The organism is Saccharopolyspora erythraea (assembly GCF_018141105.1).
GTDB lineage: Bacteria > Actinomycetota > Actinomycetes > Mycobacteriales > Pseudonocardiaceae > Saccharopolyspora_D > Saccharopolyspora_D erythraea_A.
Genome location: NZ_CP054839.1, coordinates 7,490,730 through 7,506,405 on the forward strand (window position 1 = coordinate 7,490,730; position 15,676 = coordinate 7,506,405).

Below are 15,676 nucleotides of genomic sequence, written 5' to 3' on the forward strand. Positions count from 1 at the left end.
CCGCGGTCATCGATAGGCGCCCTGCACCCACCAGCGGCCGTCCTCGTGCACCAGCAGCAGGGCGGCCTCGCCGACGTCGTCCTCCGCCTCCAGCACGACCTGCATGCGCGTCACCAGGCGCGGAGCCAGGGACGCCGACTCCGACCACCACCGCTCCTCGACCGGCCACGGGCCGGCCCAGCCGCGGACCGCACGCGACCGGCCGCCGGACACCACCACCCGCACGGGCGCCGCCGTGAGCCGATTCCGGTCGGTGATCCGCACCGGCTGCTCGTCCGCGTCGAGAACCGCGACGGGCCAAGGCGAGTCCGGGAGCACCGCGGGCGAGGGGGCCGGGATGCGGCCCGGCCACGGCCGCTCGGGGTCCAGCGCCGGCGCGCGTTCGTCGCCCCACGGCACCAGACGGACCCGGTCCCGCAGGTCACGTCCGCCACCGAGCACTCCGACCAGCACCGCGTCCGGCCCGAGCATCCCCTGCACCCGCACGAAGGCGCGCCCCGCGCGGGCGTCCGCCTCGCCGGTCGCGGAGTTGACCAGGTCGAGCTGCAGCGCTCCCGCGCCGACCACCTCGTCGGGGTGCAGCGAGAGCAGCTCCACCCCGGCGGTCGGCCGCTGGGCGCCCCGCCGCCCGCTGAGCCAGCCGTCGAGCTGCCAGCGCACCCGGTCGGCGGTGCCCGACGGCGTCAGGGGCTCGGCGCAGCGCCACATCCGGTGCAGCTCCTCGCCGTGCTCGGTCCGCGCCGAGATCCCCAGCCGGGTGCAGGCCAGCCCCAGCTCGCCGAGCCTGACGTGCAGCCGCTCGGCCAGCGCCTTCGCCACGAACGCGGCGGCGTCCACCCGCTCCACCGGGGGATCCAGGTTCTCCGACACCACCAGGTCCGGCGGCAGCGCCCTGCGTTCCGGCGGCCGCTCCTCCCGCCCGCTCGCGGCGCGGTGCGCCACCAGGGCGTCCCGCCCGAACCGGGTCGCCACGTCGGACGCGGGCAGGGCGGCGAAGTCGCCGAGCGTCCGGATTCCCAGCCGCCGCAGCAGATCCACCAGTTCGCCGCGGTCCGCGCCGGGGTAGTCGATCTCGTCGACGCGCATCGGGGCGAGGAAGCCGGGGACACCGCCCGGTTCGACGACCACGCCCCTGCGGGCGGCCAAGATCGCGGCGAACAGGCCGTCGGCCACGCCGACCTGGCACTCGGCGTCGGCCCGCGCCGCCACCTCGTCCACGATGCGCTCCGCGGCGTCCACATCGGACCCGAAGTAGCCTGCGGGCCCCTTCGCCGGGACGGCCACCAGCCCCGGGCGCACGACCTCCACACCAGGCGCGAGCGACTCCACCGCCGCCACCACCGGCTCGAACAGCCGCGCGTCCCGCGCCGGATCGTGTTCGCAGACGGCCAGGTCCGGGCAGCGGCCCTGCGCCTCGCGGCGGCGCATCCCGCGGCGCACCCCGTTGTCGCGCGCGGCCTGCGAGCAGGCCAGCACCCGGTTCGCGACGAAGACCGCGGCAGGCGCCACCGGATCGAGCCCGGCCGCCAACGCCGCCGCGACCACCGGCCAGTCCGGGCACCAGACGACGAGACGACGGGGCGGTGGCATCGCGCTCACCCCGCCACCGGTCGTAGCGGACGCACGGCGGAGCGGTCGTCACGGGATTCGGAGTGCGGGCGGCCTCCGGGGTGGGCGTTGGCCGGCCCCGACGGCAACGGCCTGGTGGAGGGCTGGCGGTGCGGTGTCCGCACATCGTGGGTGTCCGGTCGCGCACCGGAAGGTTCGGACGGTGCCGCAAAGGCATCGGGGCTTCCCGCTGGGGCGTCGGAGCACTCCTCGGACTGCTCGGGAACCGGTTCCGGATGCAGCGCTCTTATCGCGGAGCGCTCGCCTTCCGGCCGCGCCGCGGCGAGCGCGCCGCCCTCGCCGGGCAGCAGCAGGCGGCACGAACGCGGCCTCGACGCCGCGCCGCGTCCGCTCGACTGGACCGTGACCTCGCGTTCCCGCAGGTGGCCGTGGCCGTTGCCGAGACCGAGCCAGCGGCCCCGCACGCACTGCAGCCGCACCTCGGCCCCCGGCCATTCGCCGAACGGCACGAGCACCGCACCGCGGTTGCGCGCCCGGGTCGACAGCCTGCGCGCGTCCGGCTCGAGCAGCCGGTGCGGTCCGCCCACCACCACGAGATCGACGCCGTCCAGCAGGGCCGCGATCACGCCCACCGGGTCGTCTCCGGGCTGCGGGACCAGCGCGAGCCGCGCGATCTCCACGCCGGCCTCGGCGGCCGCGACCAGCCCGAGCCCCGGCAGGCCGACCACCGCGGCCCAGGAGCCCTGCTCCGTGGCCTCGGCCAGCAACGCGAACAGCAGCGACACCGATCCGTGGACCGCCACCGTGCTGCCACGCCGGAGTCCCGGCCATGGCAGCACGGCGGCGAGTTCCGCCCGCGTGGGCAGCACCCGTCCCGCAACAGGACCGCCCCCGCCATCGACGGCCGGGGTCGCCACGGACACCCCGTCCGCCGTGGTGACCCCGTCCAGCGCCGTCAACGACGCCACGGACATCGCCGCCTCCCTCACTCGGCTCCTCGGACGTCCCGGCCCCGGCTCGGACGTCCACTGGTCGCTGTGGGGAAGACAGCGTCCGGACGGCGCCGCGCCTGCACCCCGCGAACGCAGCACCACCCGGTGAAGCAGCCGACCCCCGACGCCAGCCACTTCGTAGTTATCCGGATCTTCGAACTTCAGTTCGAACAAGACAAGTAAACCGCGAGCGGGCCGCCCCCGTCAAGCATTTGACGAACACGAGTTCGAACTTCGCTGAGTCGGGTGACGCCTACGGAGAGGAGTCGCAGCTCGGACCGTGTCCAGGATGGACGCGAAGGCGTGATCGAGCACGCCTAGGCTGCTCCCGTGCAACCGCAACAACCCCACCCGCAACACCCCCCGGCACAACAGCCGCAGTACTGGGGCGCTCCCCAGCCGCCCCACCCCCCGCAACAGCCGTGGGGGCCGGGGATGCCGCAGCCGCCGAAGAAGAAGAGCAGGGCAGGCTGCATCGTCTCGATCATCCTGGCGGTGCTGTTCACCCCGGTCCTGGTGATCGGCGGAGTGATCTTCTACTACCTGTACGGCGAGTACTCCGAGCCGGTGGGCGACCCGCCGTCCAACGCGGCCCTGCCCGCGGCCTGCGACCTGGTCGGCGCGCCGACGTTGCAGCGGCTGCGCACCACCAACCCCGACTCCACCAGCTACGAGGACCCCGAGACCGGCTCCTACAACTGCAACTGGGAGCAGACGCTGGGCAAGGACGGGAACAACCCGCGGTCGCTGAGCGTCAGCATCAACACCAAGCCGCAGCCCGACGAGGACTCGGTGGACGAGGCCCGGATGGACTACGAGTACGCCAAGGAGTCCGCCACGTCAGGCTCCACCCCGTCGCGGGTGACCGACGTCGAGGGGTTCGGCGACGAGGCGTTCGTGGCCGTCACCACCGAGGGCTGGAGCGGCGCGGAACTGGTCATCCGCAAGGGATACACCGTCGTCACGATCAGCTACCACGGATCGGACAAGGGCCTGTTCAGCAACGGCCCCATCCCGGAGGCCGAGTCCGAGGCGGCCGTGAAGGCGGTGGCCCGAGAGGTCGCACCGCGGGTGTGAGAGGTGGGCGGGGCCGTCCCCGCCCACCCCACCGCGTCAGTGCGCGAAGTGCCGCGTACCGGTGAAGTACATGGCCACACCCGCGGCCTCGGCCGCGGCGATGACCGACTCGTCGCGGACCGAGCCGCCCGGCTGCACGATCGCGCGGACCCCGGCCTCCATCAGCACCTCGGCGCCGTCCGGGAACGGGAAGAACGCGTCGGAGGCGGCCACCGAGCCCTTCGCCCGGTCGCCGGCGCGGGCGACCGACAGCCGAGCCGAGTCGACCCGGTTGACCTGCCCCATGCCGACGCCGACGGTCGCGCCGTCGGCCGCGAGCAGGATCGCGTTGGACTTCACCGCGCGGCATGCGCGCCACGCGAACTTCAGGTCCGCCAGCGTCGCCTCGTCGACCGCGGAGCCTGCGACCAGCCGCCAAGCGGCCGGGTCGTCGCCCTCGGCGTCGACCGCGTCCGAGCCCTGCACGAGCATGCCGCCCGAGATCGCGCGCATCTCCACCCGGCCGGACTTCGGCGGCTGCGCGGTGAGGATGCGGACGTTCTTCTTGCGCGAGAGCACGTCGACGGCGCCCTCCGCGTAGCCGGGGGCCACCACGACCTCGGTGAAGATCTCCGAGATCTGCTCGGCGAGCTCGACCGACACCTCGCGGTTGGTGGCGATCACGCCGCCGTAGGCGCTGACCGGGTCGCACTCGTGGGCCTTGCGGTGGGCGTCGGCGATGTCGCCCGCGACCGCGATGCCGCACGGGTTGGCGTGCTTGATGATCGCGACGCAGGGATCGGCGTGGTCGTGCGCGGCCCGCCACGCCGCGTCCGCGTCGACGTAGTTGTTGTAGGACATCTCCTTGCCGTGCAGCTGCGCGGCGGCGGCCAGGCCGGTCGCCTCGCCACCGGAGACGTACAGCGCGGCCGGCTGGTGCGGGTTCTCCCCGTAGCGCAGCGCCGAACGGCGCTCCCAGGTCTCGCCGATCCAGCCCGGGAACACCGAGTCGTCGCCCGCCGGGGTGCGGCTCATCCAGCTCGCGACCGCGACGTCGTAGGACGCGGTGTGCCGGAAGGCCGCGGCGGCCAGCTCGACGCGGTCGGCGAGGCTGAATCCGCCCGCGCGGACCTGCTCCAGGACCCACTCGTAGCGGTTGGGGTCGACCACGACCGCGACGTTGGCGTGGTTCTTCGCCGACGCCCGCACCATCGCCGGGCCGCCGATGTCGATCTGCTCGATGACCTCGTCCTGGCCCGCGCCGGAGGCGACCGTCTGCACGAACGGGTACAGGTTCACCACGAGCAGGTCGAACGAGGCGATGTCCAGGTCGGCGAGCTGCTCGGCGTGCTCCTGCTTGCGCAGGTCGGCGAGCAGCCCGGCGTGCACCCGCGGGTGCAGGGTCTTGACCCGGCCGTCCAGCGCCTCCGGGAAGCCGGTCAGCTCCTCGACCGGCGTGACCGGCACCCCGGCCGCGGCGATCGTCTTCGCGGTGCCGCCGGTGGAGACGATCTCCACCCCGGCCGCATGCAGTCCGGTGGCCAGTTCGAGCAGGCCGGACTTGTCCGACACGCCGATCAGCGCGCGCCGGACCGGCCGCCGCTCCTGGGAGTTCGCGGTCACGGGATACTCACCTTCCGTCCCTGCACGGTCCAACCGTGCGATGCAAGCTGTGCCAAGGTGTCGACCAGCAGCCGCCGCTCGACCTCCTTGATCCGTTCGTGCAGGCTCGCCTCGTCGTCGTCCGGGCGGACCTCCACCGCCTCCTGCGCCAGGATCGGCCCGGTGTCCACCCCGGCGTCGACGACGAAAAGCGTGCAGCCGGTGACCTTGACGCCGTGTTCCAGGGCGTCCCGGACGCCGTGCATGCCGGGGAACGACGGCAGCAGCGCCGGGTGGCTGTTGAGGTAGCGGCCTGCGAACCGGTCGAGGAACACCTCACCGACCAGCTTCATGAAACCAGCCGAGACCACCAGGTCCGGCTCGTGCTCGGCGCACGCCTCGGCCAGCGCGCGGTCCCAGTCGGCCCGGCTCGCGTGGTCCTTGACGCGCCGCACGAAGGTCGGGATCCCGGCGCGCTCGGCGCGGGCGAGACCTTCGATGCCCGGCCGGTCCGCCCCGACGGCCACGACGCGCACGGGGTAGGCGGGATCGGCGGTGGCGTCGAGCAGGGACTGCAGCAGGGTGCCGGAACCGGAGACCAGGACGACGACCCGGGCCGGACCTGCGGTGCGGATCCGGAGCGGTTCCGGCTGCTCGGGGGGTTCAGCGGTGCTCGGGTTCAGCTTCTCGCTCCTGACATGCCTGGGCACGATCTCGCACAGACCATATGCGTCGGCGGTTCCGCTGACATCGTCAGGCCCCGGGCCGAGTGGCGCATCCCTCACCGCGAAGGGTCGTCCGGCGCGGCCTCGTCGTCGGGGTCGTCGTCGGGGGACGGCTGTTCCGCGGCGCCGTCCGCGGAGGCGGCTTCACCGGGGACTTCTTCGCCGCCGGGATCGCCGTCAGGTTGCCTTTCGGGGTCGCAATCCAGGTCGCAGTCCGGCTCGACCTCGTCCCCGGGCTCGTCGGCGTCGGCCTGCTCGTCGTCGGTTCCTTCCAGGTCGTCGCGGGTCACGGGCGGCTCGGCGCACTCGCGGATGCCGGTGAACCACACGACCAGACCCGCGGGAACGGCGACCCAGAGCGACGTGGCGGCGGCCAGCAGGACCGGCCGCAGGGTCACCGGGTCGAACGCCGTCCCCAGGCGACCGCCGGAGAGGGCCGCGAGCACGCCCGCTCCGGTGCCCGCCACCACCGCGGCCACCGCGGCCGCGACGAGGCCGCGCGTGCGCTTGGGATGCATGCGCCGACAGCTCACGCCGACGACGAAGCCGGTCGCCGGCGGCAGGAGCAGGGCCAACGTCCACCAGGCCCCTGGAGCGTCCGCAGGCAGGGCCGCGGCGAGCGGGAGCCCGGGAAGCCTGCCGGGGGCGAAGTGCAGCGGGGTGAGCGCGTAATCACCGATGGCCAGACCGCTCCCCGCCGCGAAGGACCAGCCCGCGACCACCGCGTTGGGCAGGTACAGGACCGACAGCAGCATGCTGCCGAACGCCTCGCCCGCGGGTCCGGTGGCCGCCAGCCCGCCGTTGATCTCCTCGACCGACAGGCAGACCGCGACGAGCGAGATCAGAGTGCCGGTGCCGATCACCGCCGCGAGCGCCAGCAGACCCGCCCGCAACCCGGACCAGACCTCGTCCTCCATCCGCTCCCACAACAGGTAGGCCAGGCCGCAGCGGTTGGCCACACCGGCCGTCGAGCCGACCGCCGCGGTGAGGCCGCAGCGCACGAATGCGTCCACAGGGGACACGCCGACGGTGTCGCTGATGGTCAGCGCGATGCCGGTGCCCACCGCGGCGTGGGCGAGGCCCATCGTCGCGATCACGCACGCCGCCTGGCCCGGTCGCCGCAGCCGGGAACGCCGGGCGACCCGGGCCGACGCCGCCGCACTCAGCAGGACCAGCAACGACGTCGGCAGCAGCGGGAAAACGCTGAGCGGCGCGCCGGAGATCGACAGCGGGACCTGGTGGGCGGCCAGCCAACCCGGCAGGGCGGCGGCGAAGGCGGTGGCGGCAGGCGCGGTGGCGCCTTCGGCGGTCGCCACGACCAGCGCGAGGAGCCCCGCCGTGCCGAGGTACCCGGTCAGGACGACGCCCGCGACGGCGGTGCCGAGCAGCCGCCACCGGACGCCCAGGCGCCGGTCGGACTCGCCGTCGGCGATGCCGTGGGGGATCGAGTCGAGCACTGACACGGGCCCGAATGTCGCACCGCCGTTAGCCCGAACGGGTTCAACACGCCGCCGCCTCCGCCCATCGGGCTATGCCGCGGGCGGAAGCGCGAAGGGCGCCGCCCACGTCGTGAGCGGCGCCCTCCACCTGCGGATCGGGACTACTCGCCGAAGCCCGGGTGCGGCATCTGCCGCGTGCCCTGCGTGCCGCCGGGCTGCGAGGTACCGCTGTTGCCCGGCGCATCGCCGCTCTGGGGATTCCCGCCCGGCTGGTTGCCGCCGGCCTGGTTGCCGCTGGGCTGGTTCCCGCCCGGCTGGCTTCCGCCGACGCTCGGCTGGGGGCCGGTGTTTCCGGACGGCGGGCCCGACTGCGGACCGGGGCCGCCGGGCTGCACGCGCGGCTGGGGCCCGGTACCGCTCGACGCGGGACCGCCGCTGCCGGGCAGCGGCGCACCACCTGCGGCGGGGGTCCAGCTACCGGGCTGGGGCGGCTGACCACCGGGGTTCCACGGCGGAGGGCCACCCGCCGGCTGCGGCGGCTGTGCACCGCCCGGCTGCTGCGGCTGGCCACCGGCCGGGGCGCCCCACTGCGGGGGCTGGGGGAACGAGCCGGACTGCGGCTGGCCCGGCTGCGGCTTGCCCGGGTGGGGCTGGCCGTGCTGCCGCTGCGGCGGGTGCGGGGACTGGGACTCGCCGGGCTTCGAAGGCTGCGACTTCAGCTGCTTCGGCGGCGCGACGACCTCGTTCTCCACCAGCAGCAGGTAGGCCACCGCGCCGAACTGGACCAGCGCCACCAGCAGCACGACCACGACGATCCCGCCGGCGAGGCCGCCGATCACGCCCTGCAGCAGCGCGAGCGCGGCGTAGGCCGACAGCGGGGCCGCGGCGTACATGGTGTTGGGGGCCTTCGGGAGCAGGCGCAGCGCACCGAGAACGGCCGCCGCGAGCAGCGCGAACCCGGTGTTGCCGGAGATCTCGGCGCCGGCCGCGGCGTCGAAGAAGCCGAGGACGTATGCGATGGCGCCGGCACCGGCCACCACCAGGGTGAGGATGCGGCTCAGGTCTGGGCCCGACGACGCCTCCCGCTGCGGGGCGGGCGGTGGCGATCCGAACGGCACGGACATTGGGGGATCCTCCTGGAGCGGGAGACGAAGACGAGACCCCGACTGCCTCGACGCTATCGAACACCGGCGCGAGGCAGGGGCCGGGGACGATTCATCTCACTCCTGGGCGACGACGGAGGGAGCGTCCGCAGCAAGGCGGTGGTCCGATCGGGCGCGGAACGTCCGCGGGGGCACAGGCGAAAGCGGAGCCCAAGGGCCTCAAACAAAAGCGGGGGCCGGGCGCCGCGATCGGCGCCCGGCCCCGGCGGACGAGCTCGGCGGGAGCGTTCAGCCCCCGATGACCTCGCGCATCAGCTTCGCGGTCTCGCTGGGGGTCTTGCCGACCTTGACGCCGGCGGCCTCCAGGGCCTCCTTCTTCGCCGCGGCGGTGCCCGACGAACCGGAGACGATGGCGCCCGCGTGGCCCATGGTCTTGCCCTCCGGCGCGGTGAAACCGGCGACGTAGCCCACCACCGGCTTGGTGATGTTGGCCTTGATGTAGTCGGCGGCCCGCTCTTCGGCGTCGCCACCGATCTCGCCGATCATCACGATCGCCTCGGTCTCCGGGTCGTCCTGGAACGCCTGGAGCGCGTCGATGTGGGTGGTGCCGATGATCGGGTCGCCGCCGATGCCGACGCAGGTCGAGAACCCGATGTCGCGCAGCTCGTACATCATCTGGTAGGTCAGCGTGCCCGACTTGGACACCAGGCCGATCTTGCCCGGGCCGGTGATGTCGGCCGGGATGATGCCGGCGTTGGACTTGCCGGGCGAGATGACACCGGGGCAGTTCGGCCCGACGATGCGGGTCTTGTTGCCGGTGGCGTTGGCGTGCGCCCAGAAGTAGGCCGAGTCGTGCACCGGGATGCCCTCGGTGATCACGACCGCCAGCGGGATCTCGGCGTCGATGGCCTCGATCACGGCGTCCTTGGCGAACTTCGGCGGCACGAACAGCACCGACACGTCGGCGCCGGTCTCCTTCATCGCCTCCTGCACGGTGCCGAAGACCGTGAGCTGCTTGCCCTCGATCTCGACGACCTGGCCGGCCTTGCGGGCGTTGACACCGCCGACGATGTTGGTGCCGGAGCGCAGCATGCGCGCGGTGTGCTTGGTGCCCTCGGAACCGGTGATGCCCTGGACGATGACCTTGCTGTTCTCGTTGAGGAAGATAGCCATCGGTCACGCCCCCGCAGCAGCAAGTTCGGCGGCCTTGTCGGCCGCGCCGTCCATCGTGTCAAGGATCGTCACGACGGGGTGGTTCGCCTCGGCGAGGATGCGGCGGCCCTCTTCGACGTTGTTGCCGTCGAGACGGACGACCAGCGGCTTGGTGGCCTCGTCGCCGAGGATCTTCAGCGCCTGCACGATGCCGTTGGCGACCGCGTCGCAGGCGGTGATCCCGCCGAAGACGTTGACGAACACGGACTTGACGTCCGGGTCGCCGAGGATGACGTCCAGGCCGGCGGCCATGACCTCGGCGGAAGCACCGCCGCCGATGTCGAGGAAGTTGGCCGGCTTGACGCCGTTGTGCTTCTCACCCGCGTAGGCGACGACGTCGAGGGTGGACATGACCAGCCCGGCGCCGTTGCCGATGATGCCGACCTCGCCGTCGAGCTTGACGTAGTTGAGGTCCTTGGCCTTGGCCTTGGCCTCCAGCGGGTCCTCGGCGTCCTTGTCGACCAGCTCGGCCTGCTTGGCCTGGCGGAACGAGGCGTTCTCGTCGAGGGTGACCTTGCCGTCCAGCGCGATGACCTTGCCCTGCGGGTCCTTGACCAGCGGGTTGATCTCGACGAGGGTGGCGTCCTCGGCGACGAAGGTCTCCCACAGCTTGACGATCACGTCGACGACCTGGTCGGCGATCTCGGCCGGGAACTTCGCCGCGTCCACGATCTCGCGCGCCTTGGCCTCGTCGACGCCCTGGATCGGGTCGATCGCGATCTTGGCCAGCGCCTCGGGCTTGGTGGCGGCGACTTCCTCGATCTCCATCCCGCCCTCGACCGAGGCCATCGCGAGGAAGTTGCGGTTGGCGCGGTCGAGCAGGAAGGAGAAGTAGTACTCGTCGACGATGTCGGACGCGGTGGTGACCAGCACCCGGCGGGTGATGTGTCCCTTGATGTCCAGGCCGAGGATCGCCTCGGCCTTCGTCTTGGCCTCATCGGGGTTCTCGGCCAGCTTCACGCCGCCGGCCTTGCCCCGGCCCCCGGTCTTCACCTGGGCTTTGACGACCACGGGCCCGCCGAGCTGTTCGGCGGCTGCCTTGGCCCCATCGGAATCGGTAGCCACGGAGCCGGGCAGCGTCGGCACGCCGTGGGAGGCGAAGATTTCCTTCGCCTGGTACTCGTACAGGTCCACGCGAGTCTCCTGCGACGTCGGTGTCGGACTCGGGTGACGATATCGACCAGCGGTAACGCTTGGGGCGGCGCATCCGGTGAACTGGCTCACCCGCAAGGCCCAGTCTTGCCTGGTGAATGGATACAGGCCAGGGCTTTTGTGACCGGGCGAACTCGCCGCGGGGCCATTCCAGTGACGAACGGAACAGCGGGACTGGGTCTTCCGGGGCCTCAGGAGGCGCCGAACGTCCCAGCGGGCGTTGCTGCCGTGCGGCGCGCCGCCGCATACGCAGCGCACACGAACGCCAGCACTCCGGCGATCCCGAACCACAGCCCGAGGCCGGGCGCCGACCCGTCGGCGCGGGCGGCGGTCAGCGGTAGCTCGAGGACCCGGACGAGCACCACCAGGCCGGCCCCGCACAGCAGCGCGGCGCCGCGGGCGGGACGGCAGCGGTGCGCCAGCACGGCGGCGCCGGCCACCGCGCCCAGGCCCGCGACGAGGCCCCACGAGGTGGTGGCGAAGTCGGTGAAGATCCCCGGCGGGGTGTAGTCCGGTGCCGTGACGACCGGCAGGACGAAGGCCGGCGCGCCGAGCAGCCCTGCGCACGCGCTGAGCACCAGGACGGTGCGGTCGGCGGTGGTCTCGCTGAGGTCGACGTCGTCGCGTTCCACGCCGCCCGCGAGTCCGGCCACGACGGCCGATGCCGCGCCGAGCAGCACCGCGACTCCGGTGGCCCATGCGCCGATCTCGGCGTGCGCGCCCGCGCCCTGCACCGCGGTGAACACCGTGTCGAGCACGGCGGCGGCGGTCAGCGGCAGCACCGCCCACGCCACGACGAGGGCCGGGCGGACCCGCAGCGCGATGCCGGGCACCAGCAGGCCCGCACCGAGCAGGAGCAGCACGGCTCCGGCGGGCCAGAGCATCCGGGCCGAGTACAGCGGCGGGGCGCTCAGCCACGACGGCATTTCCAGCTGCGGGGTCAGCGCGCCCAGCACGCACAGCGCCCCTGCCAGCAGCGCGAGCACCCCGGCGGTCGTCAGCAGCCGGGTGAGCGCGGGGAGCCGGACCTCGGAGGACTCCGCCGTGGTGGCGGTGCGTCCGGCGGGCACCGCCAAGCCGGCTGCGGCGAGCGCGGCGAGCAGCATCAGCACCGGCCCGGCTGCGAAGTGCAGCGTCGGCACGACGGTGGCGGCGAACAGCGGCGGGACCGCCACTCCGGCGACCGCGGCGGCAAGGCCGACCAGGCCGCCGCGCGCGACGTCGGGATCGGGCGAGCTGGCCGCGAAACCGGCGACGCTCGGGATCGCCAGCGCCAGCAGGACGCTGCCCGCCAGCACCGCGACCGGCGAGTCGAGCGCGGCCCGCGGCAGCAGGTAGGGGTCGTCGGAACCGAAGGGCGCCATGAGCGCGCCGACCGCCGCGACCACCGACGCGCACAGCACCAGCGCGAGCAGGCCCTGCCTGCGGGGACCGTGCTCGGCACCCGAGTCACCCGATTCCCGGCCGCGGAAGGCCAGCACACCGGCCACCACCGCCGCGACGTGACCGGCCAGCAGGAGCCAGAGTCCGGTGGCCGGCGCGAGCGGGTCGAGCGTGAACGGCAGGAGCAGTTCGGGCCGGGCGGCGAGCCCGGCGTCGACGGCGAGCTGCAGGTCGAGAACGATCCGAGCGGGCGCGAGCACCGCCGGGCCGATCAGGACGGCGGCGGCCGCACCGGGCCTGTCCCGCCGGCCGAACAGCACCGCGAGCACGGCCGGCAGCGCCGCGAGCAGCAGGAGCAGGGGCCAGGACAGGAAGGCGGCGGGAGCCGCGGGGGCGACAGCCCCCAGCAGCGGTGCCGCGCCGGCGAGCAGCGCACCGACCGCCGAGACGGCGATCGCGATGTTCGGCTGGTGCGGAGTCCCAGTGGAGCTCGCGCCGGATGAGACGTCGGGCCGCGCAGTCACCGGGCGAAGCTAGCAACCTCCGCCGGTCCGAGGGCAGCCCTCCCGCGAACTCGCGCGGTCCGCCTCGGCGGCCGCGGCTTGCGTCGATCACTCGTCGCTTCCGGTTCCCCCAGAGTTCACCCGCAAAGGTCTGGTTGTGACGGGAACAAGCCGGCGCCCACGCGCGTCTGAACCTGTGATCGAGTCACTGGCATGAGGGTTCACCCCTAGCAGGGACACCCGTATGGAGCAGTCTAGGCCGCCGTCAAACTGGTTTTTTCGGGTGACATGAGTCACAGGTAACTACTCGCGGGTATCTGGATCGAGGAAATCCGCCGTTACCCGTCCTCCCAATGGGACAGTCTTCGTCGATCACGAAGCACCAGGCAGTACCCCTCCGTAATCCACCCGACTGGCCCCTGATGACGGTTGGTGACCACCCCCGGCAAGCTTCCGCCGAACACTCAACGTGCAGGCGCGGTGACTGATCGGGATTTGCCCCTAGGGGATCAGCTTGGTTACTGTCCTCCGGTCCGTTGTCACGGTCTGATCACGACGCCGGTTCCCCGACCGGCCCGGAACCCCGTCCGGCCCGCGTGCTCAGGCTCCCCGAGACGGAAGGGCAGGCATTGGCTCGACACCGCTCCCCCGGCGGCGAACAGTATTCCCCCGTTGCCGAACCGGCGCGCCCCGGCGCCGCGTCCGGAACGCGGGGGACGCACCGGATCCCCTCACCCCCGTCGGTGCTGCGCGGGCGGGTCGTCGTCGCCGCGGTCGCCGCAGGCGCCTTCGTCGCCGCGGGCCAGTCGATGGCCGCAGGCGAAGGCCACGCCGCCGACTCCGACGACTTCGAGTTCACCGCCAACGACGCTTCGGCGTCGTTCGGCACCGCGACCGACTCCCACACCGGGATGGGCGGCTCGGCACCGGCTCCCGAGGTCCTGCCGGTCGCCAAGAGCACCAGCGCGAGCATGGAGCTGGAGAAGCTCAACCGCAGCTCGCGCGTCACCGAGGCGATGGCCCAGGCCGAGGCCGCCCGGGTGGCGGCCGAGGAAGCGGCCAAGCGCCCGAAGGTGGTCGCTCCCGCCGCCGGCCGGTTCACCTCCGGCTTCGGTGGCCGCTGGGGCACCACGCACTACGGCATCGACATCGCCAACAGCAAGGGCACGCCGATCGTCGCGGTCTCCGACGGCATCGTCATCGAGGCCGGCCAGGCCAGCGGTTTCGGCCTCTGGGTTCGCGTGCAGCACGATGACGGCACGATCACCGTCTACGGCCACGTCAACACCATCACGGTCAGCGAGGGCGAAAAGGTCGAGGCGGGCGACCAGATCGCCACGATGGGCAACCGCGGTTTCTCCACCGGCACGCACCTGCACTTCGAGGTGTGGAACGCCAGCGGCAAGAAGGTGAACCCGCTGCCCTGGCTGACGGAGCGCGGCGTCTCCGTCGCCTGATCCACCGACTCCCGCGCGGCAGGCCCGGCCGGTCCCCCGATCCGGCCGGGCCTGCTGCTGTCCGCGGCGGCCTCAGGACCGCTCGTCCTGCAGCGCCCGCCACTTCTGCATCAGCAGCGGGATCTCGCGGCTGAAGAACTCGAAGAAGCTCCTGGTGTCCTCGAGCCGGGCCCCGGCGCGGGTCTCCTCGCCGACCGCCCGCACTCCTTCCTCCAGCGTCCGCATCAGGCGACCGAGCTGCTCGTCGCGGTTGGTCAGCGTCTCGTACCACATGTCGTCCCGGACCACGAAGTGGTCGCGCCGCTGGCCGGGTTCCCGCTCGCGCGCCACCAGGCGCACCTGCTCCAGGTAGCGGACCGCTCCCGAGACCGCCGCCGGGCTGACGCCGAGCAGGTCCGCGAGCTCCGCGGCCGTCCGGTTGCCGCTCTCGGCGACCAGGATCCCCACGAACACCCGCGCGGCCATCCGCGGCACGCCCGCGTTGGCCAGGTCGAGCGCGAACCGTTCGACGAACCGCAGGACGGCTCCCTCGTCCTCGTCACCGGTCTGCTGCAGTCGCTGCTCCATGCGGTCATCCTCGTCATCGGCGTTCACCTGCGCCAAGGATTTTATACGCTTTCCGTATTTCACGGTTTCATGAAATTAGTGTAGCCTTTGGCGCCATGACCGAAGAGATACGGCTGACGGGTGCGCAGGAGACCCTGCTCGGCACCCTCTACGCCAAGGGCCTGGACGCCGCGCGGTCCGATCCCGTGCTCGGCGACACCACGGCGACCGACGTGATGGACCGCGTCCGCTACGACTTCCGCAGGCTGAAGATGAGCTCCGGCGACCGCATGTCGGTGGTCCTGCGGGCCAAGCACCTCGACGACTGGGTGCGCGGATACCTCGCGGCCCACCCCGACGCCACGGTGCTGCACCTCGGCTGCGGCCTCGACGGCCGGGCGTTCCGGCTCGCGCTGCCGGCGGGCGTGCGCTGGTTCGACGTGGACCAGCCCGACGTGGCCGAGCTCCGGCAGCGCCTGTACCCGTCACCGGACGGCTACGAGCTGATCGGCAGCTCGGTCACCGACACCGGCTGGCTGGAGCGGGTACCGGCCGACCGCACGACGCTGGTCGTGGCCGAGGGGCTGACGATGTACCTCCAGCCCTCCGACGTGCTGAACCTGCTGCGGCGCATCGTCGACCGGTTCCCCGGCGGCGAGATGATGTTCGACGCGGTGCTGCCCTGGACGGTCCGGGCGGCGAAGTACTCGGGCTTCCTGCGGGCCACCGGCGCGTCGTTCGGCTGGGGCATCGCCGATCCGCACGACCTGGAGCGCCAGGTGCCGGGCCTGCGGCTCGTCGTCGAGCAGTCGCTGCTGGAGCTGCCCGAGGTGGAGCGGATGCCCGCCCGCGACCGGCTGACCGCGCGCATCATGACCACCACCCCGCTGCTGAGCAACGCGCTGCGCCTGCTGCGCTACGAGTACTGAGGGGCGGG

Annotated in this window: 13 protein-coding genes; 3 read left to right on the top strand and 10 right to left on the bottom strand. The window is 72.9% G+C overall.

The window, feature by feature from the left end; all coding sequences use genetic code 11:
- Positions 1-6: 6 nt before the first annotated feature.
- Both HUO13_RS33525 and HUO13_RS33530 read right to left on the bottom strand, forming a co-directional pair.
- Complete coding sequence (locus tag HUO13_RS33525) at positions 7-1,590, bottom strand: DNA polymerase Y family protein (RefSeq protein ID WP_211898895.1); 1,584 nt, start codon at positions 1,588-1,590, stop codon at positions 7-9.
- A gap of 5 nt (positions 1,591-1,595) precedes the next feature.
- A complete protein-coding gene (locus HUO13_RS33530; RefSeq protein ID WP_211898896.1) occupies positions 1,596-2,543 on the bottom strand; it encodes a hypothetical protein in 948 nt (315 codons plus the stop codon).
- 453 nt (positions 2,544-2,996) lie between these two features.
- On the opposite strand from HUO13_RS33530, the gene HUO13_RS33535 reads away from it, so the two are divergent.
- Positions 2,997-3,638, top strand: coding sequence for a hypothetical protein (locus HUO13_RS33535; RefSeq protein WP_211898897.1), 642 nt, complete (start codon positions 2,997-2,999; stop codon positions 3,636-3,638).
- Between the two features lie 36 nt (positions 3,639-3,674).
- Here HUO13_RS33535 and purH read toward each other — a convergent pair whose 3' ends face one another.
- The 7 genes from purH to HUO13_RS33575 form a co-directional block, all read right to left on the bottom strand.
- The gene (gene purH, locus HUO13_RS33540; RefSeq protein ID WP_211898898.1) at positions 3,675-5,240 is read right to left on the bottom strand and encodes a bifunctional phosphoribosylaminoimidazolecarboxamide formyltransferase/IMP cyclohydrolase; all 1,566 of its coding nucleotides are present in this window, start codon (positions 5,238-5,240) and stop codon (positions 3,675-3,677) included.
- The gene (purN, locus tag HUO13_RS33545) at positions 5,237-5,929 is read right to left on the bottom strand and encodes a phosphoribosylglycinamide formyltransferase (RefSeq protein ID WP_249124270.1); all 693 of its coding nucleotides are present in this window, start codon (positions 5,927-5,929) and stop codon (positions 5,237-5,239) included. Before purN ends, purH begins: the two co-directional genes overlap by 4 nt.
- A gap of 71 nt (positions 5,930-6,000) precedes the next feature.
- The gene (locus HUO13_RS33550) at positions 6,001-7,407 is read right to left on the bottom strand and encodes a cell division protein PerM (RefSeq protein WP_211898899.1); all 1,407 of its coding nucleotides are present in this window, start codon (positions 7,405-7,407) and stop codon (positions 6,001-6,003) included.
- A 137-nt stretch (positions 7,408-7,544) separates the two neighbouring features.
- On the bottom strand, positions 7,545-8,507 hold the full coding sequence (locus HUO13_RS33555; RefSeq protein WP_211898900.1) for a DUF5336 domain-containing protein: 963 nt from the start codon (positions 8,505-8,507) through the stop codon (positions 7,545-7,547).
- Positions 8,508-8,774: 267 nt separating this feature from the next.
- Positions 8,775-9,659 (bottom strand): succinate--CoA ligase subunit alpha, encoded by an 885-nt coding sequence (gene sucD / locus HUO13_RS33560; RefSeq protein WP_211898901.1) that lies wholly within the window; start codon positions 9,657-9,659, stop codon positions 8,775-8,777.
- A 3-nt stretch (positions 9,660-9,662) separates the two neighbouring features.
- A complete protein-coding gene (gene sucC / locus HUO13_RS33565; RefSeq protein WP_211898902.1) occupies positions 9,663-10,832 on the bottom strand; it encodes an ADP-forming succinate--CoA ligase subunit beta in 1,170 nt (389 codons plus the stop codon).
- A 209-nt stretch (positions 10,833-11,041) separates the two neighbouring features.
- A complete protein-coding gene (locus HUO13_RS33575) occupies positions 11,042-12,757 on the bottom strand; it encodes a hypothetical protein (protein WP_249124271.1) in 1,716 nt (571 codons plus the stop codon).
- 722 nt (positions 12,758-13,479) lie between these two features.
- On the opposite strand from HUO13_RS33575, the gene HUO13_RS33580 reads away from it, so the two are divergent.
- Complete coding sequence (locus tag HUO13_RS33580; protein WP_211898903.1) at positions 13,480-14,193, top strand: M23 family metallopeptidase; 714 nt, start codon at positions 13,480-13,482, stop codon at positions 14,191-14,193.
- A gap of 72 nt (positions 14,194-14,265) precedes the next feature.
- Here HUO13_RS33580 and HUO13_RS33585 read toward each other — a convergent pair whose 3' ends face one another.
- Positions 14,266-14,760, bottom strand: a complete 495-nt coding sequence (locus HUO13_RS33585; RefSeq protein ID WP_211898904.1) for a GbsR/MarR family transcriptional regulator — start codon at positions 14,758-14,760, stop codon at positions 14,266-14,268.
- Positions 14,761-14,855: 95 nt separating this feature from the next.
- On the opposite strand from HUO13_RS33585, the gene HUO13_RS33590 reads away from it, so the two are divergent.
- Complete coding sequence (locus tag HUO13_RS33590) at positions 14,856-15,668, top strand: class I SAM-dependent methyltransferase (RefSeq protein ID WP_211898905.1); 813 nt, start codon at positions 14,856-14,858, stop codon at positions 15,666-15,668.
- Positions 15,669-15,676: the final 8 nt, after the last annotated feature.

What these genes read in the sequence shown, in the direction of transcription:
- HUO13_RS33585 (WP_211898904.1), bottom strand. Translation starts at nt 14,760, where the DNA reads ATGGAGCAGCGACTGCAGCAGACCGGTGACGAGGACGAGGGAGCCGTC.
- HUO13_RS33590 (WP_211898905.1), top strand. Translation starts at nt 14,856, where the DNA reads ATGACCGAAGAGATACGGCTGACGGGTGCGCAGGAGACCCTGCTCGGC.
- HUO13_RS33530 (WP_211898896.1), bottom strand. Translation starts at nt 2,543, where the DNA reads ATGTCCGTGGCGTCGTTGACGGCGCTGGACGGGGTCACCACGGCGGAC.
- HUO13_RS33525 (WP_211898895.1), bottom strand. Translation starts at nt 1,590, where the DNA reads ATGCCACCGCCCCGTCGTCTCGTCGTCTGGTGCCCGGACTGGCCGGTG.
- sucD (WP_211898901.1), bottom strand. Translation starts at nt 9,659, where the DNA reads ATGGCTATCTTCCTCAACGAGAACAGCAAGGTCATCGTCCAGGGCATC.
- HUO13_RS33535 (WP_211898897.1), top strand. Translation starts at nt 2,997, where the DNA reads ATGCCGCAGCCGCCGAAGAAGAAGAGCAGGGCAGGCTGCATCGTCTCG.
- HUO13_RS33555 (WP_211898900.1), bottom strand. Translation starts at nt 8,507, where the DNA reads ATGTCCGTGCCGTTCGGATCGCCACCGCCCGCCCCGCAGCGGGAGGCG.